Consider the following 23,284-nt stretch of genomic DNA (forward strand, 5'->3'; position numbering starts at 1 on the left):
TCGTTGCCCCTTTTCATATTTATGAATTCAGTATACCGGATTTACTTTAGAAAAGAGAAGTTTAATCGTGATCGCCTGGTGAACAATTTTTATGCTTCTCCTCTTTGTTCTTTAATCTTCCTCTTTTTTTCAGACTCAGAAACGAATAATGCCACCGCAGCATCACCTGAAATATTAATAGCGGTTCTGCACATATCCAGAAGACGGTCAATTCCAAGGATCAGACCGATCCCGGCAACCGGAAGCCCAACAGAGTTTAAAACCATGGCTAATAATATCAATCCTACCCCTGGTACTCCTGCCGTTCCAATACTGGCAAGTACTGCTGTCATCACCACTGTTAGAAGCTGCACAAAGGTAAGCTCCACATCAAAAACCTGGGCAATGAATATGGTCGCTACCCCCTGCATAATTGCGGTGCCATCCATATTGATGGTCGCCCCAAGCGGCTGCACAAAGGAGCTTGAGGATTTAGAAATCTTTAAATCCCGCTGCCCCACCTCCATTGAAATAGGAAGTGTTGCATTACTGCTTGAGGTACTAAAACCGACCGTCATGGCCGGGAAAAAATTCTTATAAAACCAGATCGGGCTTTTCTTTGCAAGGAACATAATGATACTTCCATACGTGACGATCGCATGAACGACTAAAGCCAGAAGGACTACGAGTACATACATCATAATGCTTTGCAGCGACTCAAATCCTGCTTCCCCTAAAGCTGATGCAATTAGACCGAATGTGCCATAAGGGGCAAATTTCATAACCACCCCTACCAAATACATCATGATGTCATTACCCTGCTCAAACAAATTCAAGACACCCTTTGTTTTTTCCTTTAGCACAGTTAATGCAAAGCCGATAAAGATTGCAAATGCGATGATCTGAAGCATATTCCCTTCAGCCAATGCTGAAACAGGGTTTGTTGGAATAATGTCGAGCAGTGTTTCTCCTACAGAAGGTGTCTCTTCTTCTTCGAAAGAAGCAGCTTCCCTTTCTTCCGCTGAAAAAGGAGAATTTTCACCCGGCTGGATAACAGAAGCAAGCGTTAAGCCGATTGTTATGGCAATAGCAGTAGTAACCATAAAAGTAACAATCGCCTTTACCCCAATCCTCCCAAGCTTTTTTGTGTCTCCAAGCCCCGCTACTCCAAGAACCAGGGAGAAGAATACAATTGGGACGACCAGCATATTAATTAAGCTAAGAAATATTTGACCCAATGGTGTAAAAAGATATGTATCCAGTACATTAAATAAATCCGGGGCAAATACATTAAGGGACAGACCGGTTATAATTCCAATCACCAGGGCTATCAAAATCTTTGCTGTTAAATTCATTTTTTTCATAAAGGCTCCTCCGATCTTAAGAATCATGCAATGCTCATAATTCTATCTACCAAATTTAATACGTATCTTATAGATTATCAATAAATAACACATAATAATAAAAAATGCATAAATCAATTAAGAAATGGGTATAGTGAACTATAACATCTTCAGAAAGGATCTGCGCTTATGGATAATCAAACGATTTACTTTATTTCCTCTCACCACGAACGCAGTCTCATTGCTGAGGGTTGGGCTTCCAGATTAAAAGCTGAGAACATTACGTTCAGAAGCGCAGGTTGGTTTGATGCTAAAACCAATCCATTTTCTATAGAAGCGATGAAAGAAATCTCGATAGACCTATCCAGCTTTAAACCCCATCAAATCGACCTTGAAGAGCTTGACCAGGCAGATATGATCGTATTAATCCAGGACTTTGACAGAGATGATAAGATTCATTTAACACCTTCATCAGCTAAAAAAATTGTAACCTGGAATATCATTAATCCCGAAAAACGCTCAGCTGACCCAACCGAAAAATGGCTTTTGTTCCAGGAAATTTGTGACGATATCGCTGATCGTATTAAGGATCTCGGCCAAACGCTTTCATCGCCTGTATAGCTCATCCCGCAAAGGCCGGATGAGTTTTTTTTATATTTCCCGCAAAATTGCACGAACCGGGCTGCCGTCTGCATCTTTAAGCTTTAGAGGCAGAGCAATTAATTCATATTCCCCTTCGGCTATATCTTTTAGTACGATGCCTTCCAGTATCCAAATATCGTTTTCAAGCAGTGTACGATGGATGGGCAAATCTTTACTGTCTATTGAATCGACAGAGGGCAGATCAACGCCTATGAGCTTAATGCCTTTTTTCTTAAGTTCTTTTGGAACTTTTTCATCCATTGTTGGAATGGATTCAGGAAACGTATTTCTATCCCTCCAGTAATCCGTTTTTAACAAAACGGTTTGTACCGCTGGAGTTTTTAGCGATGGAAGAATATCCTCCACTTCAATTTTTTCCTTATTTGAACAGTCAATCACAATCGCTCTGGAAACATAACGCTCCAGGGATAATTCTTCGACCTTCTTTCCTCCTGCATCATAGTGATAAGGAGCATCAATATGCGTACCGATATGGGTGCTTGTTTCTATTTTCCCAACGTTTACCGAGCCGCTTTCCTCCATACTCCAGGAAATCTCGTAATGAAAAGGTGTATCTCCTGGCCAGCTTGCAGTATCAGCTGAAAGAGTCATCGAAATATCTTTAATCTCTCGCACAACAAGACCCCCTAAGCAATAACATTTCTTGTATTTTTATACAATTGATACAACTTCTTCTCCATAACCTCCTGAAGAATGTGAATGGCATCAAACAGCTCTTCATAACTCGTATAAAAAGGAGCCGGTGCAAAGCGGATCAGGTTCGGTGCTCTAAAATCCGGAATAACTCTTTGATTTTTCAATGCCTTGCAGATGCTTGCAGCTTCAGGATGCTCAAGTGCAATATGACCTCCCCGCTCTGAATGGACAAGCGGTGTTACAACCTTGAAACCATATGGCAACAAATAATCTTCAATAAGCTGGAGCATAAAATCAGTCTGCTTTAACGACTTTTCTCTTAAACCATTCATTCCTGCTTCTTCAAAAAGTGATAGGCTGCCAAGCAATGGTGCACTGGAAAGAATATGAGGTGTACCAATCTGATAGGCTCCCGCATCGTCAGCTGGTGAAAAAGTGTGCTCCATATCAAATTGCTTTTCTTTTTGAGAACCAAACCATCCTTTCAATCCAGGGATTTTCCCATGGTGCTTTTTATGCACAAACAGCCCTCCGGTTCCCCCAGGTCCGCTATTCATATACTTGTAATTGCACCAAACAGCAAAATCGACTCCCCACTCATGAAGCTGATGAGGCACTGCACCAATTGAATGTGCAAGGTCAAATCCAACAATAACGGATTTTGTATGAGCGTATTCTACTATTTCCTTAATAGGCAGCAACTGGCCGCTTCTGTATAGGACAGATGGCAGCAGAATCATCGCTGTATCATCCGTAATACTTTTTTTAATTTGGTCTAAATCAAGGGTCTGGCCGTTTAGAGATGGGATTTTTTTAAGATGGCTTGCAGGATCATATCCCTTCAGCTCAAGCTGGCTTTGAATCGCATAGATGTCAGAAGGAAAATTGAGTTCATCTGCCAGAATTTTATTTTTGGTTTTATCCGGCTTGTAAAAACTTGCTATCATTTGATGAAGGTTCGAAGTGATTGAACCTGTCACAATAACCTCTTCTTTTGCTGCACCAATAAGCGGTGCTGTTTTCTCCCCTAATGCTTCAGAAAAAGTGAACCACGGATGCTCCCCTTCAGTCCATCCGTCTATTCCGTAATTCTTCCAGCTTGAAAGCAAATCCAGTGTTGCTTTTTCTGCTCTTTTAGAGAGCAGACCAAGTGAGTTTCCGTCCAGGTAAATTTGACTTTCCTGTACATAAAACTCCTCTCTGAATTTTCTCAGCTCATCCTGCCGATCGAGCTGGATTGCTGCTTCTTTCTTAATTCGGCCCTTCATCAGCCTTTCCCCTTCCTCTTTGCTAGTGCCTAAATTTATTCATCCCCGTTTTATCTATGGTATCATCAAATCGTAAATGTTTACAGGATACATAATAGGATTGGGAGGCTTGTTATATGCTCAGGCGAAAAGGAATAATAACTAAAACCACTTTTTTGTTCCTGCTTCTTCCTTTTCTTGTGCTTGAGCCTTTCATTTCCAAAGTCATTATTTATTCTATCCCCCTATTTATTTTGCTCGCTTTTATAGCAGAAATGAAGAACAGCAGTACTGCTGGAGGGAAAATGAATGCCTACATATTGATCACCTCCTTGTATCTTCTGGGAATTTTAAGTGAGGGGACCGTAATGACTTCGATTCTGGTGCTTGGACTCGTGTTTTCTTTTTATAGTTGTTCGATTGATACTATTTAGTAGGAGGAATTGTAATGGAACGAATTGCAGTAAGTGAGGAGCTGCGCTTTTCAAGAATTATTCATGGAATGATGCGGCTGTCTGAATGGAATTTATCAAAAGAAGAAAGACTTCTATTTATAGAGGAGCTTCTGGATCAGGGCATCACGACTTTTGATCATGCTGACATTTACGGAAAATACCAATGTGAGGAGTTGTTTGGCGAAGCCATTTCGTTAAAGCCCTCGCTTAGAAGTAAAATGGAGATTATTACAAAATGCGGCATCGTATTAGAATCTCCAAACAGACCGGAACATAAAAGCCATCATTATAATACAACCAAACAGCATATACTTGAGTCAGTACATCATTCATTGAAGAACCTTCAAACTGATTACATTGATTTACTGCTGATCCACCGCCCCGACCCTTATATGAATCCTGAGGAAGTGGCGGAGGCGTTCGATCAGCTTCAAAATGAAGGCAAGGTTCGCAGCTTTGGGGTCTCAAATTTTAAACGGCCTCAGCTGAAGATGCTTGAATCGTATGTTTCCCAGCCGCTGCTGTCTAATCAGATTGAACTTAATCCGTATAACTTGGAAAACTTTGAGGACGGGACCCTTGACCTTTCTCTTGAAATGCAGGCGCCTCCTATGGCGTGGTCACCCCTTGCAGGCGGATTACTATTTTCTAAGGAGACAGAAAAAGCTAAAAGAATCAGCAGGGCACTTGAAATAACAGCGGAAGAAATTGGGGCCGGCAGTATTGATGAGGCGATTTATGTATGGCTCATGTCTCACCCTGCCAAAATAATGCCGATTGTCGGTTCCGGTAAAATGGAGCGGGTTCAGGCTGCAATTCGTGCTGCTGCTTTTGAGAGACTGACTCCCCATCAATGGTATGCTGTCTATCAGGCTTCTCTTGGCCATGATGTTCCATAATTATTCACTAAGAAATTTTTAGTCATTCTAATTTTGTTTTATGGTAGAATTAAACCATTAAAAATGAAACGGAGGAATGTTCGATGGGGTTATGATGCTTACAAATGGGAAGCTGAATAAACGAATTAGCAATACAGATATCCGGATTGAATTTAGTGCCGATTTGGCAGGTCATCTAAACCAATCGTACCATTCGTTAAATGGCTCTTACTTTAATTAAAAGTAATGCTAGTACGATGTCATGATGACTCTCCAGTTGAAGCCTGTCAATCCGCCTCTTACCATTTACTTATGGTAAGAGCTGCCGGGCAGTACATTTCAACATAACAGGAGGTGTGAGAGGCATCCCCACGCCAAAGACTTCGTGCTAAACACGAAAAACTTTATGGGATTGTCTCGAATCATTGGAAATAGTCAATTTAATTATGGTCGCTGTTCTTTTAGCACTAACGGCATTTTTTGTCGCTTCAGAATTTGCCATTGTTAAGATTCGAAGTTCACGATTGGATCAGCTTATTGCAGAAGGAAATGCCAGGGCTCTTGCTGCGAAAAAAGTAACAACCAATCTCGATGAGTATTTATCAGCTTGTCAGCTTGGGATTACGGTTACTGCTCTTGCCCTGGGCTGGATTGGGGAAACAACTGTTGCAGGTGTGCTTGAGCCTGTTATTGGGGACTTAGGTGTTTCTGTGCCGCTTACCCATATCATTTCCTTTGCGATCGCTTTTTCTTTTATTACATTTTTACATGTAGTGATTGGAGAGCTTGCCCCAAAAATTTTAGCGATTCAAAAAGCGGAAGCTGTAACACTGCTTCTAGCTAAGCCGCTTATTTTATTTTACCGGATTATGTATCCTTTTATCTGGTTTTTAAACGGTTCAGCAAGACTGTTTACCAGCTTCTTTGGCTTAAAGCCAGCTTCTGAGCACGAGCTCGCTCACTCAGAGGAAGAACTGAGAATCATTTTGTCGGAAAGCTTAAAAAGCGGAGAAATAAACCAATCTGAATACAGCTACGTGAACAAAATATTCGAATTTGATGAACGTGTTGCCAAAGAAATCATGGTTCCACGTACTGAAATTGTCAGTGTGGACAGCGGCCTTACCCTGCGTGAAGTTTTTAAGGTAATGAAAGAAGAACAATACACCCGTTATCCAGTAGTGGAAAATGGGGATAAAGACAATATTGTCGGCACGATCAATATGAAGGAATTAATGACTTCCTTTATTGAGAACCAGGATAATGGTGATCGGCTTGTAGCGGATTACACACACTCTATTATCCAGGTCATTGACAGTATACCGATCAATGAGCTGCTTCATAAGTTTCAAAAGGAACGCATGCATATGGGTATCCTCTTGGATGAATACGGCGGAACTTCTGGTCTTGTTACAATGGAGGATATTATAGAAGAGATTGTTGGGGAAATTCAGGATGAGTTTGATGCCGATGAAATTCCTGAAGTTCAGCAATTAAATGAAAATCATTATATCCTTGATTCTAAGGTTCTCGTCCAAAACGCGAATGAGCTGTTAGGGATCACGATTGATGATGAAGATGTTGATACAATTGGCGGCTGGTTCATGACGCGAAACTTTGATGTTGAAGTCGGTGATGAGATTTACGAGCAAGGCTATGTATTTAAAGTCAACGATGTAGATGGCTATCACATTCTGTACCTAGAGGTCTGGAAAATGTCTGAAGAGGAGTTAACAGTCCGGGACAGTGCACGAGCCGGAAAGTCCTCTATCCAGCCCAGAGAAGCTTAATGGATGAAGCTGAATTCAATTATTGAATTCAGCTTTTTTTTATGAATAATTTACCCCGAAATCGTTTTTTTTGTACTTAAACTGCAAGAGCACTCATACACTATTTATAGTATTTTTATATCCTGTCTTCCTGAAAAAAAGTCATTGCGATCGACTATAGAAAAAGGTATAATTACCGAGTGGTTTTTAAGAACTAAGCTGATTTATATTGGATATGTTAATCCTTTTTTTTACTACAATTTGTGCAAACGATTGCACTTCTATATGGAGGTTTATTTTATGAAAAAGATTTGGTGGAAGGAAGCTGTCGGATATCAAATTTACCCGAGAAGCTTTCAGGATTCTAATGGAGATGGAATTGGCGATCTTCAGGGGATCATTCAAAGGCTTGACTATGTAAAGGATCTTGGCGCTGACGTAATTTGGATCTGTCCTATGTACAAATCCCCGAACGACGATAATGGCTATGATATTTCCGATTACCAAGATATCATGGATGACTTTGGGACGATGGAGGATTTTGATCAGCTTTTAAAAGAAGTCCATATGCGCGGTATGAAACTAATTATTGATTTCGTTCCGAACCACACCAGTGATGAGCATAAATGGTTTATTGAATCTCGCTCCGATGTGGAGAGTACTAAGCGCGACTGGTATATATGGCGTGACGGTAAACGAAACAGCAAAGGTGAAACCACTTCTGAGCCAAACAATTGGGAAAGTATTTTTGGCGGCTCTGCCTGGGAATATGACGAGAAAACGGATCAGTATTACCTTCATGTTTTTTCAACGAAGCAGCCGGATCTTAATTGGGAAAACCCTGAAACAAGAGAAGCGGTTTATGATGCAGTAAATTGGTGGCTTAATAAAGGAATTGATGGCTTCAGAATTGATGCTGTAAGTCATATTAAAAAGCGCAGCGGATTTCCTGATATGCCAAATCCTCAAGACAAAAAGTATGTTTCATCCTTTGACATGCATATGAACCAGGAAGGCATTCAGCCCTTTTTAAAGGAGTTTAAAGAAAAGACTTACGGTAATCATGACGTTATGACTGTCGGGGAAGCAAATGGCGTCTCAATTGACGAAGCAGACCTCTGGGTAGGCGAAGAAAACGGGAAAATGGATATGATTTTTCAGTTTGAACACCTTGGTCTCTGGGATGCAGAATCCAACTTGGAGCTTGATATCGTAGAGCTGAAGGAAGTGCTTTCCCGCTGGCAGGATGGTCTGGAAAAGGACGGATGGAATGCCCTTTTTATTGAAAATCATGACAAGCCGCGGGTCGTCTCCACCTGGGGAGATGACCATGATTTCTGGTACGAAAGCGCCACCTCTATGGCCGCGATGTATTTTTTGATGAAAGGTACACCTTTTATTTATCAGGGACAGGAAATTGGTATGACAAACGTTCAATTTGAGTCCATCGATGATTATGATGATGTATCTGCTAAAAATATGTACGCAATCCGCAGAGAAGAAGGTGTGCCTCACGGTGATATTATGAGGATATTATGGGCTTCATCCCGCGATAACAGCCGTACACCAATGCAGTGGTCCAACAACTTAAATGCTGGATTTACAACGGGCAGCCCTTGGATAAAGGTAAATCCTAATTACCCTGAAATTAATGTAGAAGATCAATTAAATGACAAGGATTCTATCCTTTCTTTTTATAAAAGAATGATCCGTTTAAAAAAGAGCGATGATCTGTTTACTTACGGCACTTATCATCTGCTGCTTCCCGATCATCATCAGGTTTATGCTTACACCCGGTCACTTGCCGATGAAAAAGCACTTATTTTAACCAATTTATCTAAGAAAGATGCTATTTTAGAGGATTTACCATTTAACCTTTCAAGCGATAACATTCTTCTCTCTAATTTACCGGTTGAAGAGCATAAGGAAATTTCCACGCTTGTTTTAAAGCCTTATGAAGCACGGGTTTATAAACTAAGTTAACCATCTTAGGAGCTGTAAGAATATCAGTAACTGCTGATCTTCTTACAGCTCTTTTTTTCTAAGAAAAGTACTTCTTACCTTTTCATCATTTTAATACTAATTATTTCCCGCATTTTTCTACAATATCTATTGCCTCCATACAATATATGTTTCTCCTTACAATAACCGTGATTGCAGCTTACAACGTTGCTCTAGACCCACTGGGTTGACGTCTGATAATCTTAATTTAGGGAAATAATGAAAGAATGAATTGTAAGCGGAGGCTACATTATGGAATTATATGATAATTTACAACGAGGAGAAAAAGGCGCGTGGATCAGTATTACTGCCTACCTTGTTTTAACTGCGATAAAGCTTGCTGTTGGGTACTCAACAGGTTCAGAGGCCCTGAAGGCTGACGGATTAAATAACACAACTGATGTTATCCTTTCTGTAGCTGTGTTAATTGGGTTGCGGGTATCGAGAAAGCCGCCTGATCAAAACCACCAATATGGCCATTTCCGCGCAGAGGCGATCGCTTCTTTAGTTGCTGCCTTTATTATGGCGGCTGTAGCATTTGAAGTTTTAAGACAAGCTGGTGTCATCCTGTTTCAAGGAGGGGCAGACGAACCCCCTAGCATGCTTGCCGCATGGGTTGCCATAGGGAGTGCCGGTGTGATGCTTTTGGTTTATCGTTATAATTTAAAGCTTTCAAAAGAAGTGAAAAGCTCCTCTCTCTATGCTGCTGCCCAGGATAATCGTTCAGATGCTCTGGTGAGTATAGGGGCTGCTGTTGGCATTATCGGAAGTGTAGTTGGATTTGCATGGCTTGACCCGCTTGCTGCTTTTATTGTAGGGCTCATTATTTTAAAAACTGCTTTTCATATTTTTAAGGATGCGGTTCATACTTTGACCGACGGATTTGATGAAGATGAAATTAAGGGGATTAAGCTGTATGCCGAAAAGATCCCCGGTGTCCGGTCTGTTACGGATTTTAAGGGGCGGGCACATGGAAATATTTCGTTTATTGATCTGACGATTAAAGTGGATCCTGGGCTTACAGTTGTAGAAAGCCATGATATTGCAGAGGAGATTGAACTGTCTCTCCAGAATAGTCGTCCCCATACTTACATTCATGTGCATGTAGAGCCTGATTTGTAGAGGGAATCAATAGCCTGATTAGGAGATAAAGTATTTCTACCGTTGAATGTTAGGAGTTTTGTTTATAATAGCCTGACTGATTGACGCTGCAGGGGCGCTTACCGAGGGACTTGAGCTAATTTGCTACGCAAGTGAATCTCAAGCTCCCGCTTCATCTCTCCGGAGTCCCCGACTTCCGCTTCAATCAGCTAGTTTTTATTTTTTTTTGCGGACTAAATTTAGTGGGTTATGGATAAATGCCTTTTCATACCACCTAATTACTTAGTTTTCCTTTATCCATCCATATCTTATTTTTTTACCATACCCCATTTTTTCAAGATCCTTCATCCTCTTTTTGCATTCGTCCCAATTCATCTGCTGAGGCTCTGAGCATGGTTTTAACCCGGGGACTTATTCCCTCTGGAAGGTCATTGGGCGGGAAGAACTGGGCGTCTGTCCCCTCTATTCCGTCTGCCTGTAGCTCTCCACCGAGGATTTCTCTTGAATAATACACTACGGTAACTGCATAAAATTGATCTTTATTCGGAAGCTCAACAAAATATTCTTTTCCTGATAAAACACCTATTAAGTTTAGTCTGCCGATTTCAACCCCTGTTTCTTCTTTAACCTCTCGTCTTCCTGCGTCCTCTGTTGATTCACCGAGTTCAATTAATCCTCCTGGCAGCCCCCACATACCATCCATTCGTTTCTGCAGCAGGATATTTCCACTATGGTTAAAGACAACAACGGTTACCCCTACTAAATTAACAGGGTCATGCCCGATTTTTTTTCGCAAATCCTCAATATAAGACATTTCCGCACTTCCTTCCTGTCGCTGGATTTTCAGCATTTATTCACCTTATAAACAGTATAAATGAAGTATAACAAGGTGAAAAATGATAAACTATTGGAGATTATATTGGTGTTTTGATCTATCAGGGAGCTGGTGAAGATAATGCAGGAATGGATCATGTCTTTTATGGAGCAGTATGGCTATGCAGGGATCTTTTTAGTAATTGCACTCGAAAATCTTTTCCCTCCTATTCCATCTGAAGTCATTTTACCCTTTGGCGGTTTTATGACAACGAATACAGAGCTCACTATTACAGGTGTGATCGCGGCATCTACTGCAGGTTCTGCAGCTGGTGCAATTATTTTGTACGGTGTCGGCAGGCTATTGGATGTTAAAAGATTGGAGACGATCATTGACCGGTACGGAAAATATTTGAGACTTAAAAAGAAGGATTTACACAAAGCGGATGCATGGTTTGACCGGTACGGAATCTGGACAGTTTTTTTCTGCAGAATGGTGCCTCTTGTCAGGAGCTTGATTTCAATCCCTGCAGGAATGTCCAATATGCCGTTCGTCTTATTTTTACTTTTCACCACACTTGGAACCATTATTTGGAACACTATTTTAATTATAGTAGGGGCTAAGCTTGGTGAGCAATGGGAGAAGATCAGCAGCTTTATGGATGTTTACTCTTATATTGTTTACGGCGGTCTAATTTTAGGTGGTGCAGCACTTGTTTATTGGTATGTAAAAAGAAAACAGCATCATTAATTAATGATGCTGTTCGTTCCATACGACTAATTCGTAAATCTTTTCTGCTGAATCATGTGAGAGGCTATAAGTGGTATGTGAATCGTCTTGATTCATGATCGTTCCATGTTCTTTGCTTATCCATAAATAATAAGATTCCTGTCCGAATTCAACATGATATTCAGGGTCAATCATTTCGACTACCCCTGGCTCTTTTTTAGAATACCAAAACAGTTTTTCTCATTGGGACACCCCTACTACTTAATTAAACAATTTAATCCAAATAAAGATTCACTTTAATTTTTACATTTTCACGGATTCAAGTGATATCTGTCTCTCAAATTTATTTATAATCACTAAAAAGCATCTGTCTCCAATTGAGACAGATGCTCCTTTTTGAGTTTTTATAAAAGTTACTGAAGATATTTTCTCTGAACATTTCTCCCGTTATGAACAAAGCAAATGCTTTTTCCATCTACAACCGTTTCTAAATGAACCGTTCTCCCCCATAAACGGACGATATGAGGAAGTACCTTTTCCAGGTAATCCAGCTCAAGCTCTGTACCTTCATATTTGTGCATGAGGTAAAGCTCTCCGTTTTTCAGGTAGTCGCCATCTTCAACAACAATATACGGGAAACCTCCATTGACTCTTGAGGAAACCAATTCGTCCCGAATAGACTCCCATTCTTTATCAACGACCCGGTAATCTCTGCCTGATCGCTGGAATAAGAACATATCCTCCTGCTCGACAAATTCCTTTGTTAAATAATTTCTTATAAATGATTGATCCGACTCGATTTCTCTTACTTCAAATATCTTTTCGCGCCCGCTGTTTGGCTTAACGCCGCGCTTAATTGCTTCTTCATCAGGGTTATTCCAGCGGTCCTCGATATGTTCAAAAAGCTTAATTCCTAAATAATAAGGATTTATCTGGGTTTTAGAAGGCTGGACCACATTTGCATTCAGCTTTGCGAATTCAATTGCTTCTGAGGTAGTTAAATCCATTTCTCTGATTATTTTCTGATGCCAGTAGGAGGCCCATCCCTCATTCATAATTTTTGTTTCAAGCTGCGGCCAGAAATAAAGCATTTCCTCGCGCATCATTGTCATAATATCCCGCTGCCAATGTTCAAGCTCACGGCTATATTGCTGTAAAAACAGCATTAAATCCTTTTCGGGCTCAGGAGGAAATTTCTTTTTGCGCGCACGCGGTCTTCTTTCAAGCTTAGGGGCAGATTCTATATTCCAGAGATCATCATATGGGGATTTCTTTACTTCCCTCTCCTCAACTTCCCAATCATCAACTTTCCAATCAAAAGAAGACCTCGAGAATGAAGGATCCACATGCTCTTCAATGGCTAAAACGGCATCGAGAAATTCTTCCACCTCATGCTTGCCGAATTCAATTTCATATGCTCTGATCCGTTCAGCTGTAGCCGTCATGCTGTTTACCATATCGCGTTTTGTCTGGCTGAAGCGGATATTATTTTTAAAGAAATCACAATGTGCCAGTACATGGGCAACAATCAGCTTATTTTGAATTAATGAATTCGTATCCAGTAAAAAAGCGTAGCATGGATCCGAATTTATTACGAGCTCATAAATTTTACTAAGACCAAGATCGTATTGAAGCTTCATCCGGTGATATTGCTTTCCAAAGCTCCAATGAGAAAACCGGGTGGGCATCCCATATGCCCCAAATGTGTATAGGATAGAGGCCGGGCATATCTCGTACCTCATTGGAAAAAAGTCTAAACCAAACCCCTTAGCGATTTCAGTAATTTCATCAATTGCTTTAATAAGCTCTTTATCACTCATTTGTATCACGTCCCTTCCCTCATAAAAATTATATGTAGGAAGTACAGGTTCATGAATACAACAAAGCGTTTGGTCCAAATCAAATGCTAAAGTTCCTGTCCAATCACACCATTTTTTTCACTTTTTTTTACAGAACAAATTCCTTCATTTCAGCACATACTAATAGTATCTTCTCTGAAAGGAGGATGTATTAGCGCATGTATAATGATTACGAGCGTACCCTGCTTTATCTTTACCGCCACTCCTGGGATGATATGCTGATTCTCATGGTACGGTCAAAGGACGATCTTTTGTCCAAAAAAATTAAATCATTATTAAAAGGGATTCATTACCCTCAAACACAAGAAACCACTGCTTATCACTACACAGAGTTATTCAGGTACGCCGAACACTGCGCTTCCCTATTCCGTGCATCTAACGTGAAAATATTATAAACAGCTCTCCTCCACTCTAAGATTCAATACAGACGTATTTGAGTAGACGATTGGAGGAGTATTTTGACAATCTGAAGCTGGTGTTTATTTTTAAACGTATTGACTATTTTAGTGTCGTCGCATTTATTATTTGTATACATGGATACATATTAGAACGTGATTAATTGCACTTTGAAAGCAGCTTAACGGCCAAATAGTTGATGTTTTACTGCGTAAAGTGCAGCCTGTGTACGATCTGCTACTTCAAGCTTGGTAAAAATGTTTGAAATATGTGTTTTAACGGTTTTTTCTGTAATATATAGAGCACCTGCAATTTCTTTATTGCTCTTCCCTTTTGTCAGCTCGATCAGTACGTCTTTTTCACGTCTTGTCAGCTTATGTACTTCATGTGGAAATGGATCGCTTTTATTAATGCGTGTAAGCAGATGGCTCGTAGCTTTAGGGTGAAGTGTGTTCTCCCCTTTGATCAGCCTTCTGATCGAGAGCACCAGCTCGTCAGGTTCAATATCCTTCAGCTGATAGCCCGCTGCCCCTGCTTCAATTGCTGGAATCACATGATCCTGGTCTGAAAAGCTCGTCAGCATCATAATTTCTGTTTTTGGAAGACACTGCTTAATTTCACGTGTTGCCTGAATGCCGTCCATTACAGGCATAATAAGATCCATCAGGACAACATCCGGCTGAAGCTCTTTTACTAATGTGACCGCCTCAAGCCCGTTTTTAGCCTCCCCGACAATCTCGATATCCTCTTGCGTTTTTAAAAAGAAGATCAGCCCTCTTCTGACTACATGATGATCGTCAGCAATTAAGAGACGTATACTCATATCCGCTCCTCCTAAAATGGAATTTCTGCTTTAATTACGGTTCCTTTTCCGGGGCTGCTTTTAATCATAAATTCTCCTCCGGCTAATTCTACCCGCTCCCGCATGCTCTTTACTCCAACAGAGGGGAGAGCCTTTAAATGCTTTGTGTTAAATCCGCAGCCTTTATCCTCAATGCTCATTGATATCCGGTCTGATGCTGTTGAGATACTAATTGTAACTTCGTCTGCGGCGGCATGTCTTTTGCAATTTGTCAGCGCTTCCTGGGCAACCCTGAAGATCGTTTCTTCCACTTTGGATGGAAGGGCTGCGACGCCATTTTGATTAAAGTTTATTTTAAGCCCCAGTATCTCGCCGTAGCCATTTACGGCTTCTTTAATCCCGCCTTCAAGCCCCTTTGGCCGTAGCTGCCAGATTAGCGCTCTCATTTCTGTCAAGGCCTCCTGAGCAAGTGACTGGAGGCCGTGGAAGGTTTCCTTTACTTCCTGCTGATCGGTCATTTCCGCTCCTCCCCTTGCTGTAAGGGTAATGGAAAAGAGAAGCTGATTCACTGAGTCATGTAAGTCCCTTGCAAGTCTGTTCCGCTCCTGGATAAGAGCTACTTCCTGTTCTTTTTTTGTAAGCTGTATCCGTTTAATCGCAGAGCCGATTTGAAAGGCAGCTGATTCTAACAATATAAGCTCCTGTTCAGTGAATTTCTTTCTGCCTGGTGTTGCTACATTAAGAAGGCCAAAACGCTCAGTACCTGACTGCAGCGTAACCGTTGCATGATGCGTAATCCCATCTGTACCTTCATGCTTTTTATCAATCGCATTTACAATTCGCTTACACTCTAATATATTGGAAGCTTTTTCAAGCTCTCCTCTTTTATACTTATTTACACACCAGCAGCCCCCTGCTCTCATGGCATGACAGTCATCTTCATTCAGGGCTTTTGGCAGATTGCTCTGTGCGAGCAGAGCATGCCTGCCGTTTTCACCAATAAAGAAAATCCAGCCGGTTTGAAAGTCGGTCCCTTTTAAAAGCTGGGACAAAGCACCCTGCAGCATGGATTCCAGTTCTGTTTCTTCATTTAAAAATTCAGCAATTTGTTTTAAAATCAGTACGTCTGACGAACTGTTCAACCTGTTCACCCCTTATCCCATTCTCAGTATACTCGATCAGACTCCGCTTTGCATTCTCCTATTGATGGAGTGGGATCTACGACTTTTGCATGAAAAAACACAGCCCTGAAAGCGGGCTGTGCTGAGTTTTACATAACAGTATGAACTTTATCCATAAATGCCTGTTTAATGTCAGATAGCTTCTTTTCACTATCCTCAAGACTTTTACCGATGACACTGAAATAAAATTTAACCTTTGGCTCAGTGCCGCTTGGCCGAACACATACCCAGGAGCCATCCTCTAAGAAGTATTTCAAAACATTTGATGCAGGCAGATGGATATCCTCTTCTACTCCTTTATCCGTAAGCAGGCGCTTGGACGTTCCGTAATCCTCCTGCGAGTAAACCGAGAGCCCGGCCACTTCACGGATCGGATGCTCGCGGAAGGCTGTCAGGATGGACTGGATTTTATCAGCTCCGTCTTTTCCTTTGAGCGTTAGAGACTCAAGCCCTTCACGGTAATACCCATGCTGATCAAATAAATCAATTAATACCTGGTATAAGGTTTTCCCCTGCTGCTTGTGGAATGCTGCTGCTTCAACAGCCAGCAATGCAGCCTGTACAGCATCTTTATCGCGGGCAAAGTCTTTAATTAAATAGCCATAGCTTTCCTCGTAGCCAAATAAAAATGTATGCTCGCCGGTAGCTTCATAGTTTTTAATTTTTTCACCGATAAATTTAAAGCCGGTCAGAACGTCCTCTGTTGTAGCTCCGTAATGCTCGGCAATTTTACGGCCAATCTCTGACGTAACGATTGTCTTAAATACTCTTCCGTTTTCTGGAATGCTGCCCTTTTCCTTCTTTCTTCCGAGAAGATAGTCAAGTAAGATAGCGCCTGTCTGGTTACCTGTTAATAAAACATACTCATCATCAGGTCCTTTTACCGCAAGTCCTAAACGGTCACCATCTGGGTCAGCTGTAATCAGGAGGTCTGCACCAATTTCTTTTCCATCACGGATCGCATATTCAAAGGCACCAGGCTCTTCAGGGTTTGGCGATGCGACTGTAGGAAACTCGGAATCAGGCTGCTCCTGTTCTTTTACGATATGAATATTTTCATAGCCTAATGCTTTAAGGCCTCTTTGAACCATTTCATTTGAAGCGCCATGAAGTGGAGAAAAAACAACTTTAAGATCCGTTTCCTTTGCCAGCTGCGGCTTTTCAGAAACTGTAATGAGATGCTCCACATACGAATCATCCACTTTATCGGATATCATTTGAATTAAGCCTGACTCTTTGTATTCCTCAACAGAGCCAACCTGAATATCAAGCTCATTATCAATCGCATTTATTTCTTCAATAACAGCGTCAGCATCTTCAAGATTAAGCTGGGCACCGTCTTCTCCGTATACTTTAAATCCATTGTACTCAGGCGGATTATGACTGGCAGTAATCATTCCTCCCATAAACGTATGTAACGATCGGACTGCAAATGATAATTCAGGTGTAGACCTGAGTGATTCAAACACATAAGTTTGAATGCCATGTGAGGCTAGTGTCCGCGCAATTTCCATTGCAAATTCAGGAGATTTTCTTCTGCAGTCATAAGCCAGTACGACACCGCGTGAAACAGCATCTTCTCCATTTTTTACAATATAACGGCCAAGTCCTTCAGCAGCTTTTCTTACGGTATAAAGATTCATGCGGTTCGTTCCTGCGCCAATTTCCCCGCGCATGCCTCCAGTACCAAACTCCAAATTTTTATAAAAGGCATCTTCTTTCCCTTTCTCATTGTCTTTCATTTGCTGAAGCTCAGAAAAAACCTCTTCATCCAACTGGTCAAAAGAAAACCACTTTTCATACGATACCTGATAGCTCATACTGTTCCCTCCCATGGATTGACTAAGGACATGCCTTAACTCTATTGTAACATGATCCCAATTAAGAGTTTATTGAGAACTTTCAAACCTTACATTTTTTTAAAATTAAAAAGAAATATGTAAGGCTCATTGTCCCATGCTTTCGCACAGATGACGATGAGCCTGTCCTGCAATTATTTTTTATAATTTATGTCGTAAATATCGTGTCTTCTGTCTTTAAGCTGACGCACGGTGCCGCTTTGGCGCTGACGGCGGAGAATTTCTAAATCAACATCACCGATCATCACCATTTCAAGGTTTGGATCGGTTTCCCCAACAATCCCATCACGTGCAAATTCAAAATCAGATGGAGCAAAAATCCCTGACTGAGCATATTGAATATCCATATTTTCCGTTTCAGGAAGATTTCCTACTGTTCCTGATATGACGGTGTAAATCTGGTTTTCAACCGCACGCGCCTGTGAGCAGTAACGAACGCGCAGGTAGCCCTGACGATCTTCTGTACAGAAAGGAGTAAAGATAATTTTTGCTCCCTTGTCAGTAGCAATTCGCGCAAGCTCAGGAAATTCAATGTCATAGCAGATCTGGATCGCAATTTTGCCGCAGTCCGTATCAAATACACGCACTTCATCGCCTGCGCTGATTCCCCACCATTTTCGTTCATTTGGAGTAATGTGAATCTTGTACTGCTTTTCGATTGTGCCGTCTCTGCGGAATAAATATGCGATATTATAAATCTCATCGTCGTCTTCTTTTACAAAATGAGATCCGCCAATAATGTTGACATTATAGCGTACAGCTAGATCAGTAAATAGCTCGATGTAATCCTCAGTATAGTCAGTTAATTTCCGCACAGCCATGCTTGGTGACTTCTCATTTAAAAAGGACATTAGCTGTGTGGTAAAGATTTCTGGGAACACAACAAAATCAGAATGCGCATCAGAGGCAACATCTGTGAAATATTCAACTTGATTTGCAAAATCCGTAAATGAATCAATTTGGCGCATCATATATTGCACCACACAAATGCGCACTGGGTGGCTTGTTTTAAAGTGGCGCTTGGAATTTGGTCTGTAATCGACATTATTCCATTCCATCAGGGTCGCATATTTATTGGACTGCTTATCATCAGGAAGATAGTTAGGGTTGATTCTCATAAGCGTAAATCCGTTTAAAAGCTGAAATGAAAGAACCGGGTCATACACTTTATGCATTCTTACAGCATCTACATAATCCCTTGGTGTCATATCATCTGAATGCTTATGATAATTTGGAATTCTGCCGCCGATAATAATGCTCTTTAAGTTATACTCGCGGGCTAATTCCCGTCTTGCTTCATAAAGCCGGTGTCCGACCTTCATTCGGCGGTAGTCCGGGTGAACCATCACTTCAATTCCATACAAATTGTAGCCGTCAGGGTTATGGTTCGTGATATATCCTTCATCGGTTACATCATCCCATGTATGGCGGTCATCGTACTCATCAAAGTTGATGATTAAGCTTGAACAGGAGCCGATAATTTCTCCATCAAGCTCTGCTACAAGCTGGCCATCCGGGAAAATATCAAGATGGCTTTCAAGCTGCTCTACCTTCCACGGCTCCATACCTGGAAAACACAGGCGCTGCATGGCAATAATTTTTTCTATATCCGGATGAATCATCGCACGGATGATCATCTTTTTTTCAAATTGAGACAAATCTAATTTCTCTGACATTTGCTTCACTCCTTCACAACGAGTCATTTCCCCTTTATTCAGAGGAAATAAACGCATTTAAACCCTTCTATATTATAGCGGCTGCATTCCTTCTTGAAAATGTTTAAGCCTGTAATTTTCCTCTCTCTCTATCTTGTCCTGAATTCACACCAAATTTCAGGAGTAGGACGAAAAAAATAAACGTGTATTCTACAAGTTAATGCCAAATTATCGACATATCCCAAAAGAAATTTTCAGCAATAGGAGTTGTCTGCTTGTTTTATAGGTAAGAACCTTTTACAATTTTCATGACTGATGGTTTAACGTAAGTTAAATAAGAAAGAGGCGACTTGATGATAAAACGTATTGAAAATAAGCTATTCGCAGCCTGGGCAACATCCTTTTTAGCAACGATGGGCTCTCTTTATTTTTCGGAAATAAGAGGTTACACCCCTTGTGATCTTTGCTGGTATCAGCGGATCTTTATGTATCCAATCGTTCTTTTACTGGGTGCAGCGATTGTAAAAAAAGATGCAAAAGCAGCTTTGTATTCAGCTGTTCTATCCGGTGTGGGCGGGCTTGTCTCCATTTACCACTACAGCATTCAAAAGCTTGATTTTTTGTCTGACAGTGCGCCTGCCTGCGGATTGGTGCCCTGCACAGGACAATATATAAACTGGCTCGGTTTTATTACGATCCCGTTTTTAGCATTAACCGCATTTATTATTATTTTTGTACTTAGCTTATCAATTTTGAAAGATCTGAAGGGAGAACGATCATAAATGAAAAAGATTTTAATCTTTGGCGGTATTATCGTCCTTATTTTTGCGGCAATTGCCATCGTAACCAATATGCAAAACGCTTCAAAGGTTGAGGATAACCCTTACGGAAAAGAAGATCTTCGCCAGTCAACCATCGACCTTCTTGACAACCCGAATTACGCTAATCAGGTAACGCCTGACGAGCTTGATGAAAGAATTGCGAGCGGGGAGCCGACAACGGTTTACTTCTTCAGTCCGGAATGCGAGCATTGTCTTCGCACTACTCCAATGCTAGCACCTTTAGCCGAGGATATGGATGTTGATATGGTCCAGCTGAACCTGATTGAATTTAATGAGTGGGCTAAATATAATATCCAGAGTACTCCAACACTGGTTCATTTCGAAGATGGACAGGCAGTAGATGGGATTGTTGGAGCAGCAAGTGAAAGCGATTATGAGGATTTCTTTAATCGTAATGTTTTAAACTAACTATTTTTTCATGATGTCAGTCTGGGACATAACTAAATTTTTAAACCTGAGGTGAACGAAGCGGAAGGTGGCGACTCCTGCGGGAAGAAGCGGGAGCTTGAGATCCACTTGCGTTAGCAAGTTAGCTCAAGCCCCGCCCCGCGGAAAGCGTCCGCCTGAAGCGCAGCGAACCGGGTCAAGGACAGCATTGCATAAGGAGAAATAATCATGACGAATGAATTTTCGATCAAAATCACTGATAAAATCGCAGGAAAAACCATTGAGCAGGCGCTGAAAGAGGAATGGAAATTCGGGAAGAAGCTTATTCATGAGTGGCGCATGGAAAAAGCAATTGCTTTAAATGGAGAGCTTGCCCAATGGAAAACGGTTTTAGCCCAAGGAGACCGCCTGACAATTCGAAACAAGGAAGATCAGCAGACCTACACTCCGGCAAAAATGAATTTAACTATTTTACATGAAGATGAGCATCTGCTTGTTATAAATAAGCCTCCTTATCTGGATACTCACCCTAATGATCCAGCAGATTCTGGCACCTTAGTTAACGCGGTTGTCTATTACCTTCAGCAAAAAGGCGGAACCGGCTATACACAGCCCATTCACAGACTTGACCGCGATACAACAGGTGCAATTTTATTTGCAAAGCACTCGGCCATTAAGCCCCTTCTTGACCGTCTTTTAGAGCAGCGCATGATCAAGCGCACTTATTGGGCACTGGCGGAAGGGAATGTTACCCCATCCTCTGGCACCATTAATGAACCAATCGGAAATGATCGTCACCATAATACGCGGAAAAGAGTTTCTAAAGGAGGTCAGTCAGCCGTTACGCATTTCAAGAAAATCAGCTTTTCTCCTGAAACGAATCAGACTTGGCTTGAACTGAATCTAGATACTGGCCGGACCCATCAGATCCGGGTTCATCTGGCACATATAGGGCATCCTTTAGCAGGAGATACTCTATATGGCGGGAAAAAAATAGCCAGCCAGACGATTCAGGCGCTCCATGCAGCCCGCTTATCTTTTACAAATCCTCTTAGCGGAGAATTCATTGCTGCTGATGCACCAGATCCGGTTTTGCCTCCGCGCTTTTCCATAAAAAAAGCTTGAGCAAAGGCTCAAGCTTTTTTCTATATACTGACAATAGTTCTACTAATTGTTTATTGAGAGCCCTGTTTTACCCATTCAGTTATTTGAAGCGTACGTCTTGTCTGGTGTTTAACAGCTTCTTCAATATCTTCAAGCATATTGCCGTCCTGATCTACTGTAACACTTGTTCCGTAAGGATTTCCTCCTGAGGAAAAAGTGACAGGGTCGGTATAGCCGGGTGATGCAATAATCGCTCCCCAATGCATCATCGTTGTGTAAAGGTTCAGGATCGTCGCTTCCTGTCCGCCATGAGGATTTTGTGCGGAGCTCATTCCGCTTACTACTTTATTTACTAACTTACCGTTAAACCAAAGACCACCTGTCGTATCTAAAAACTGCCTCATTTGCGCCGGCATGCTTCCGTAGCGTGTAGGTGTACTGAAAATAAAGGCATCCGCCCACTCTAAGTCATGAAGTGTAACATTTGGAACATCCTTTGTTTCCTCGTAATGTTTTTTCCAGGCCGGATTAGAAGAAATTGCTTCGTGAGGGGCTGTTTCAGGGGCTTTTAAGACCTTAACCTCAGCACCTGCCTCTTTAGCTGCTTCCTCTGCCCATCTTGCCATTGTGTAATTAGTTCCAGTAGAGCTGTAGTAAATAATAGCCAATTTAGCATTTGCCATTTTCTCATCTCTCCTTTAATTAAATAGATCTTGTGAACTAAGACATTCTTTACTATAATCCCCCCACATTTAAAAATTAAACAAACCAATCTTCTGCTGTTTCCATATTTTCAGACTAATTATTTTCAGTCAGTGTTAAATGAATGAATTTAGTTATTCTCACGTATATAATTCAATGTAGGCTTTTTTTTATTTTTATACGAAAGCAGGCGGTTAAAATGAGTTTGGTGATTATAAGCGGAAGCTCCAGAGAAAACGGGAATACAGAAATTCTGGCGAAGGAAGCGGCCAAAAACTACGATGGGGATGTTGAGTGGATTTATTTAAGAAATCATACAATCCATCAGATTGTTGATGAGAGGCATTCAGAAAATGGGTTCACCCCTGTAGAGGACGATCATTCTTCGCTGATTGAAAAAATGCTTCAGGCAGATAAAGTGCTATTTGCAACACCAGTGTACTGGTACGGGATGAGCGGTTACATGAAAACATTCGTTGACCGGTGGTCACAGGCTTTACGGGACCCTGATCTTAATTTTAAACAGCGGATCAAAAATAAACCTGCTTATCTTATCACCTGCGGAGGAGATAAGGTAAATGTAAAAGGCATTCCGCTCGTTCTTCAATTTCAGTTGATATGTGAATTTGTTGAGATGGATTTTAAAAATTATTTCATTGGGGAAGCAAAAAGACCTGGAGATATGAATAATGAAAAAGAGCAGCTTAGAAGAATTTCTTCTTTTCTCTCCTAAGCAGCTTTTCCCGGGACATACTAATTTTAAAAATGGGGACTCCTGCGAGATGAAGCGGAAGCGTCCGCCTGAAGCACAATGAACCGGATGAAAGATGTTGAGACACTCATTTGTCTCAACATCTTTTTATATTGAGAAGAAATAAATCC

General features: G+C 41.2%; 24 protein-coding genes. 13 read left to right on the top strand and 11 right to left on the bottom strand.

Annotated features, from left to right (window positions below; translation table 11 throughout):
* Positions 1–89: 89 nt before the first annotated feature.
* The gene (locus C4B60_RS03400) at positions 90–1,334 is read right to left on the bottom strand and encodes a dicarboxylate/amino acid:cation symporter (protein WP_209020055.1); all 1,245 of its coding nucleotides are present in this window, start codon (positions 1,332–1,334) and stop codon (positions 90–92) included.
* Between the two features lie 177 nt (positions 1,335–1,511).
* On the opposite strand from C4B60_RS03400, the gene C4B60_RS03405 reads away from it, so the two are divergent.
* The gene (locus C4B60_RS03405; protein WP_104056586.1) at positions 1,512–1,943 is read left to right on the top strand and encodes an arsenate-mycothiol transferase ArsC; all 432 of its coding nucleotides are present in this window, start codon (positions 1,512–1,514) and stop codon (positions 1,941–1,943) included.
* 30 nt (positions 1,944–1,973) lie between these two features.
* On the opposite strand, the gene kynB is transcribed toward C4B60_RS03405, so the two are convergent.
* Together kynB and kynU are read right to left on the bottom strand one after the other, a co-directional pair.
* The gene (gene kynB, locus C4B60_RS03410) at positions 1,974–2,600 is read right to left on the bottom strand and encodes an arylformamidase (protein WP_245153853.1); all 627 of its coding nucleotides are present in this window, start codon (positions 2,598–2,600) and stop codon (positions 1,974–1,976) included.
* A gap of 11 nt (positions 2,601–2,611) precedes the next feature.
* On the bottom strand, positions 2,612–3,889 hold the full coding sequence (kynU, locus tag C4B60_RS03415) for a kynureninase (RefSeq protein WP_104056587.1): 1,278 nt from the start codon (positions 3,887–3,889) through the stop codon (positions 2,612–2,614).
* A gap of 116 nt (positions 3,890–4,005) precedes the next feature.
* On the opposite strand from kynU, the gene C4B60_RS03420 reads away from it, so the two are divergent.
* The 6 genes from C4B60_RS03420 to C4B60_RS03440 all read left to right on the top strand — a co-directional run bounded on the left by C4B60_RS03420 (position 4,006) and on the right by C4B60_RS03440 (position 10,093).
* Positions 4,006–4,302: a hypothetical protein gene (locus tag C4B60_RS03420; protein WP_104056588.1), complete on the top strand. Its 297-nt coding sequence runs from the start codon at positions 4,006–4,008 to the stop codon at positions 4,300–4,302.
* Between the two features lie 14 nt (positions 4,303–4,316).
* Complete coding sequence (locus C4B60_RS03425; protein WP_104056589.1) at positions 4,317–5,222, top strand: aldo/keto reductase; 906 nt, start codon at positions 4,317–4,319, stop codon at positions 5,220–5,222.
* A gap of 76 nt (positions 5,223–5,298) precedes the next feature.
* Complete coding sequence (locus C4B60_RS21350; RefSeq protein WP_167578567.1) at positions 5,299–5,442, top strand: hypothetical protein; 144 nt, start codon at positions 5,299–5,301, stop codon at positions 5,440–5,442.
* Between the two features lie 184 nt (positions 5,443–5,626).
* Positions 5,627–6,991, top strand: a complete 1,365-nt coding sequence (locus C4B60_RS03430; RefSeq protein WP_104056590.1) for a hemolysin family protein — start codon at positions 5,627–5,629, stop codon at positions 6,989–6,991.
* A 279-nt stretch (positions 6,992–7,270) separates the two neighbouring features.
* Positions 7,271–8,953 carry a glycoside hydrolase family 13 protein gene (locus C4B60_RS03435; protein ID WP_104056591.1) on the top strand — a complete coding sequence of 561 codons (1,683 nt, stop codon included), beginning with the start codon at positions 7,271–7,273 and terminating at the stop codon, positions 8,951–8,953.
* 270 nt (positions 8,954–9,223) lie between these two features.
* Positions 9,224–10,093, top strand: coding sequence for a cation diffusion facilitator family transporter (locus tag C4B60_RS03440; protein WP_104056592.1), 870 nt, complete (start codon positions 9,224–9,226; stop codon positions 10,091–10,093).
* Positions 10,094–10,406: 313 nt separating this feature from the next.
* On the opposite strand, the gene C4B60_RS03445 is transcribed toward C4B60_RS03440, so the two are convergent.
* Positions 10,407–10,886 (bottom strand): NUDIX hydrolase, encoded by a 480-nt coding sequence (locus C4B60_RS03445; protein ID WP_104056658.1) that lies wholly within the window; start codon positions 10,884–10,886, stop codon positions 10,407–10,409.
* Positions 10,887–11,027: 141 nt separating this feature from the next.
* On the opposite strand from C4B60_RS03445, the gene C4B60_RS03450 reads away from it, so the two are divergent.
* Positions 11,028–11,636 (top strand): DedA family protein, encoded by a 609-nt coding sequence (locus C4B60_RS03450; protein WP_104056593.1) that lies wholly within the window; start codon positions 11,028–11,030, stop codon positions 11,634–11,636.
* On the opposite strand, the gene C4B60_RS21355 is transcribed toward C4B60_RS03450, so the two are convergent.
* Positions 11,637–11,849, bottom strand: coding sequence for a YhfM domain-containing protein (locus C4B60_RS21355; protein ID WP_483413969.1), 213 nt, complete (start codon positions 11,847–11,849; stop codon positions 11,637–11,639).
* A 179-nt stretch (positions 11,850–12,028) separates the two neighbouring features.
* Positions 12,029–13,435 carry a SpoVR family protein gene (locus C4B60_RS03455; RefSeq protein WP_104056594.1) on the bottom strand — a complete coding sequence of 469 codons (1,407 nt, stop codon included), beginning with the start codon at positions 13,433–13,435 and terminating at the stop codon, positions 12,029–12,031.
* Between the two features lie 197 nt (positions 13,436–13,632).
* On the opposite strand from C4B60_RS03455, the gene C4B60_RS03460 reads away from it, so the two are divergent.
* The gene (locus tag C4B60_RS03460) at positions 13,633–13,869 is read left to right on the top strand and encodes a YhdB family protein (protein ID WP_104056595.1); all 237 of its coding nucleotides are present in this window, start codon (positions 13,633–13,635) and stop codon (positions 13,867–13,869) included.
* 182 nt (positions 13,870–14,051) lie between these two features.
* Here the strand turns inward: C4B60_RS03460 and C4B60_RS03465 are convergent, their stop codons facing one another.
* From C4B60_RS03465 to C4B60_RS03480, 4 genes are all read right to left on the bottom strand, one after another.
* Complete coding sequence (locus C4B60_RS03465; protein WP_104056596.1) at positions 14,052–14,693, bottom strand: response regulator; 642 nt, start codon at positions 14,691–14,693, stop codon at positions 14,052–14,054.
* A gap of 11 nt (positions 14,694–14,704) precedes the next feature.
* Positions 14,705–15,823: a GAF domain-containing sensor histidine kinase gene (locus tag C4B60_RS03470; protein ID WP_425331143.1), complete on the bottom strand. Its 1,119-nt coding sequence runs from the start codon at positions 15,821–15,823 to the stop codon at positions 14,705–14,707.
* Between the two features lie 119 nt (positions 15,824–15,942).
* Entirely contained in the window at positions 15,943–17,673 is a 1,731-nt protein-coding gene (locus tag C4B60_RS03475) for a phospho-sugar mutase (protein ID WP_104056597.1), read from the bottom strand.
* Positions 17,674–17,846: 173 nt separating this feature from the next.
* Positions 17,847–19,388: a carbon-nitrogen hydrolase family protein gene (locus tag C4B60_RS03480; protein WP_104056598.1), complete on the bottom strand. Its 1,542-nt coding sequence runs from the start codon at positions 19,386–19,388 to the stop codon at positions 17,847–17,849.
* Positions 19,389–19,720: 332 nt separating this feature from the next.
* Between C4B60_RS03480 and C4B60_RS03485 the strand changes: the two genes are divergently transcribed.
* The 3 genes from C4B60_RS03485 to C4B60_RS03495 all read left to right on the top strand — a co-directional run bounded on the left by C4B60_RS03485 (position 19,721) and on the right by C4B60_RS03495 (position 21,721).
* Positions 19,721–20,149, top strand: coding sequence for a disulfide formation protein C (locus C4B60_RS03485; protein WP_104056599.1), 429 nt, complete (start codon positions 19,721–19,723; stop codon positions 20,147–20,149).
* Positions 20,150–20,617, top strand: a complete 468-nt coding sequence (locus C4B60_RS03490) for a thioredoxin family protein (protein ID WP_104056600.1) — start codon at positions 20,150–20,152, stop codon at positions 20,615–20,617. It begins immediately after the preceding gene.
* 207 nt (positions 20,618–20,824) lie between these two features.
* A complete protein-coding gene (locus C4B60_RS03495; protein ID WP_104056601.1) occupies positions 20,825–21,721 on the top strand; it encodes an RluA family pseudouridine synthase in 897 nt (298 codons plus the stop codon).
* Between the two features lie 50 nt (positions 21,722–21,771).
* Here the strand turns inward: C4B60_RS03495 and wrbA are convergent, their stop codons facing one another.
* Positions 21,772–22,383: an NAD(P)H:quinone oxidoreductase gene (gene wrbA, locus C4B60_RS03500; protein ID WP_104056602.1), complete on the bottom strand. Its 612-nt coding sequence runs from the start codon at positions 22,381–22,383 to the stop codon at positions 21,772–21,774.
* 218 nt (positions 22,384–22,601) lie between these two features.
* On the opposite strand from wrbA, the gene C4B60_RS03505 reads away from it, so the two are divergent.
* Entirely contained in the window at positions 22,602–23,135 is a 534-nt protein-coding gene (locus C4B60_RS03505) for a flavodoxin family protein (protein ID WP_104056603.1), read from the top strand.
* The last annotated feature ends 149 nt before the right edge of the window (positions 23,136–23,284 follow it).

The sequence above is a fragment of the Jeotgalibacillus proteolyticus genome, assembly GCF_002926065.1.
Lineage (GTDB): Bacteria > Bacillota > Bacilli > Bacillales > Jeotgalibacillaceae > Jeotgalibacillus > Jeotgalibacillus proteolyticus.

Excerpts from the sequence above, each read along its gene's own strand:
- C4B60_RS03400 (WP_209020055.1), bottom strand. The coding sequence starts at position 1,334 with ATGAATTTAACAGCAAAGATTTTGATAGCCCTGGTGATTGGAATTATA.
- C4B60_RS03405 (WP_104056586.1), top strand. The coding sequence starts at position 1,512 with ATGGATAATCAAACGATTTACTTTATTTCCTCTCACCACGAACGCAGT.
- kynU (WP_104056587.1), bottom strand. The coding sequence starts at position 3,889 with ATGAAGGGCCGAATTAAGAAAGAAGCAGCAATCCAGCTCGATCGGCAG.
- C4B60_RS03420 (WP_104056588.1), top strand. The coding sequence starts at position 4,006 with ATGCTCAGGCGAAAAGGAATAATAACTAAAACCACTTTTTTGTTCCTG.
- C4B60_RS03425 (WP_104056589.1), top strand. The coding sequence starts at position 4,317 with ATGGAACGAATTGCAGTAAGTGAGGAGCTGCGCTTTTCAAGAATTATT.
- C4B60_RS21350 (WP_167578567.1), top strand. The coding sequence starts at position 5,299 with ATGTTCGATGGGGTTATGATGCTTACAAATGGGAAGCTGAATAAACGA.
- C4B60_RS03435 (WP_104056591.1), top strand. The coding sequence starts at position 7,271 with ATGAAAAAGATTTGGTGGAAGGAAGCTGTCGGATATCAAATTTACCCG.
- C4B60_RS03440 (WP_104056592.1), top strand. The coding sequence starts at position 9,224 with ATGGAATTATATGATAATTTACAACGAGGAGAAAAAGGCGCGTGGATC.
- C4B60_RS03445 (WP_104056658.1), bottom strand. The coding sequence starts at position 10,886 with ATGTCTTATATTGAGGATTTGCGAAAAAAAATCGGGCATGACCCTGTT.
- C4B60_RS03450 (WP_104056593.1), top strand. The coding sequence starts at position 11,028 with ATGCAGGAATGGATCATGTCTTTTATGGAGCAGTATGGCTATGCAGGG.
- C4B60_RS03455 (WP_104056594.1), bottom strand. The coding sequence starts at position 13,435 with ATGAGTGATAAAGAGCTTATTAAAGCAATTGATGAAATTACTGAAATC.
- C4B60_RS03460 (WP_104056595.1), top strand. The coding sequence starts at position 13,633 with ATGTATAATGATTACGAGCGTACCCTGCTTTATCTTTACCGCCACTCC.
- C4B60_RS03465 (WP_104056596.1), bottom strand. The coding sequence starts at position 14,693 with ATGAGTATACGTCTCTTAATTGCTGACGATCATCATGTAGTCAGAAGA.
- C4B60_RS03475 (WP_104056597.1), bottom strand. The coding sequence starts at position 17,673 with ATGAGCTATCAGGTATCGTATGAAAAGTGGTTTTCTTTTGACCAGTTG.
- C4B60_RS03480 (WP_104056598.1), bottom strand. The coding sequence starts at position 19,388 with ATGTCAGAGAAATTAGATTTGTCTCAATTTGAAAAAAAGATGATCATC.
- C4B60_RS03485 (WP_104056599.1), top strand. The coding sequence starts at position 19,721 with ATGATAAAACGTATTGAAAATAAGCTATTCGCAGCCTGGGCAACATCC.
- C4B60_RS03490 (WP_104056600.1), top strand. The coding sequence starts at position 20,150 with ATGAAAAAGATTTTAATCTTTGGCGGTATTATCGTCCTTATTTTTGCG.
- C4B60_RS03495 (WP_104056601.1), top strand. The coding sequence starts at position 20,825 with ATGACGAATGAATTTTCGATCAAAATCACTGATAAAATCGCAGGAAAA.
- wrbA (WP_104056602.1), bottom strand. The coding sequence starts at position 22,383 with ATGGCAAATGCTAAATTGGCTATTATTTACTACAGCTCTACTGGAACT.
- C4B60_RS03505 (WP_104056603.1), top strand. The coding sequence starts at position 22,602 with ATGAGTTTGGTGATTATAAGCGGAAGCTCCAGAGAAAACGGGAATACA.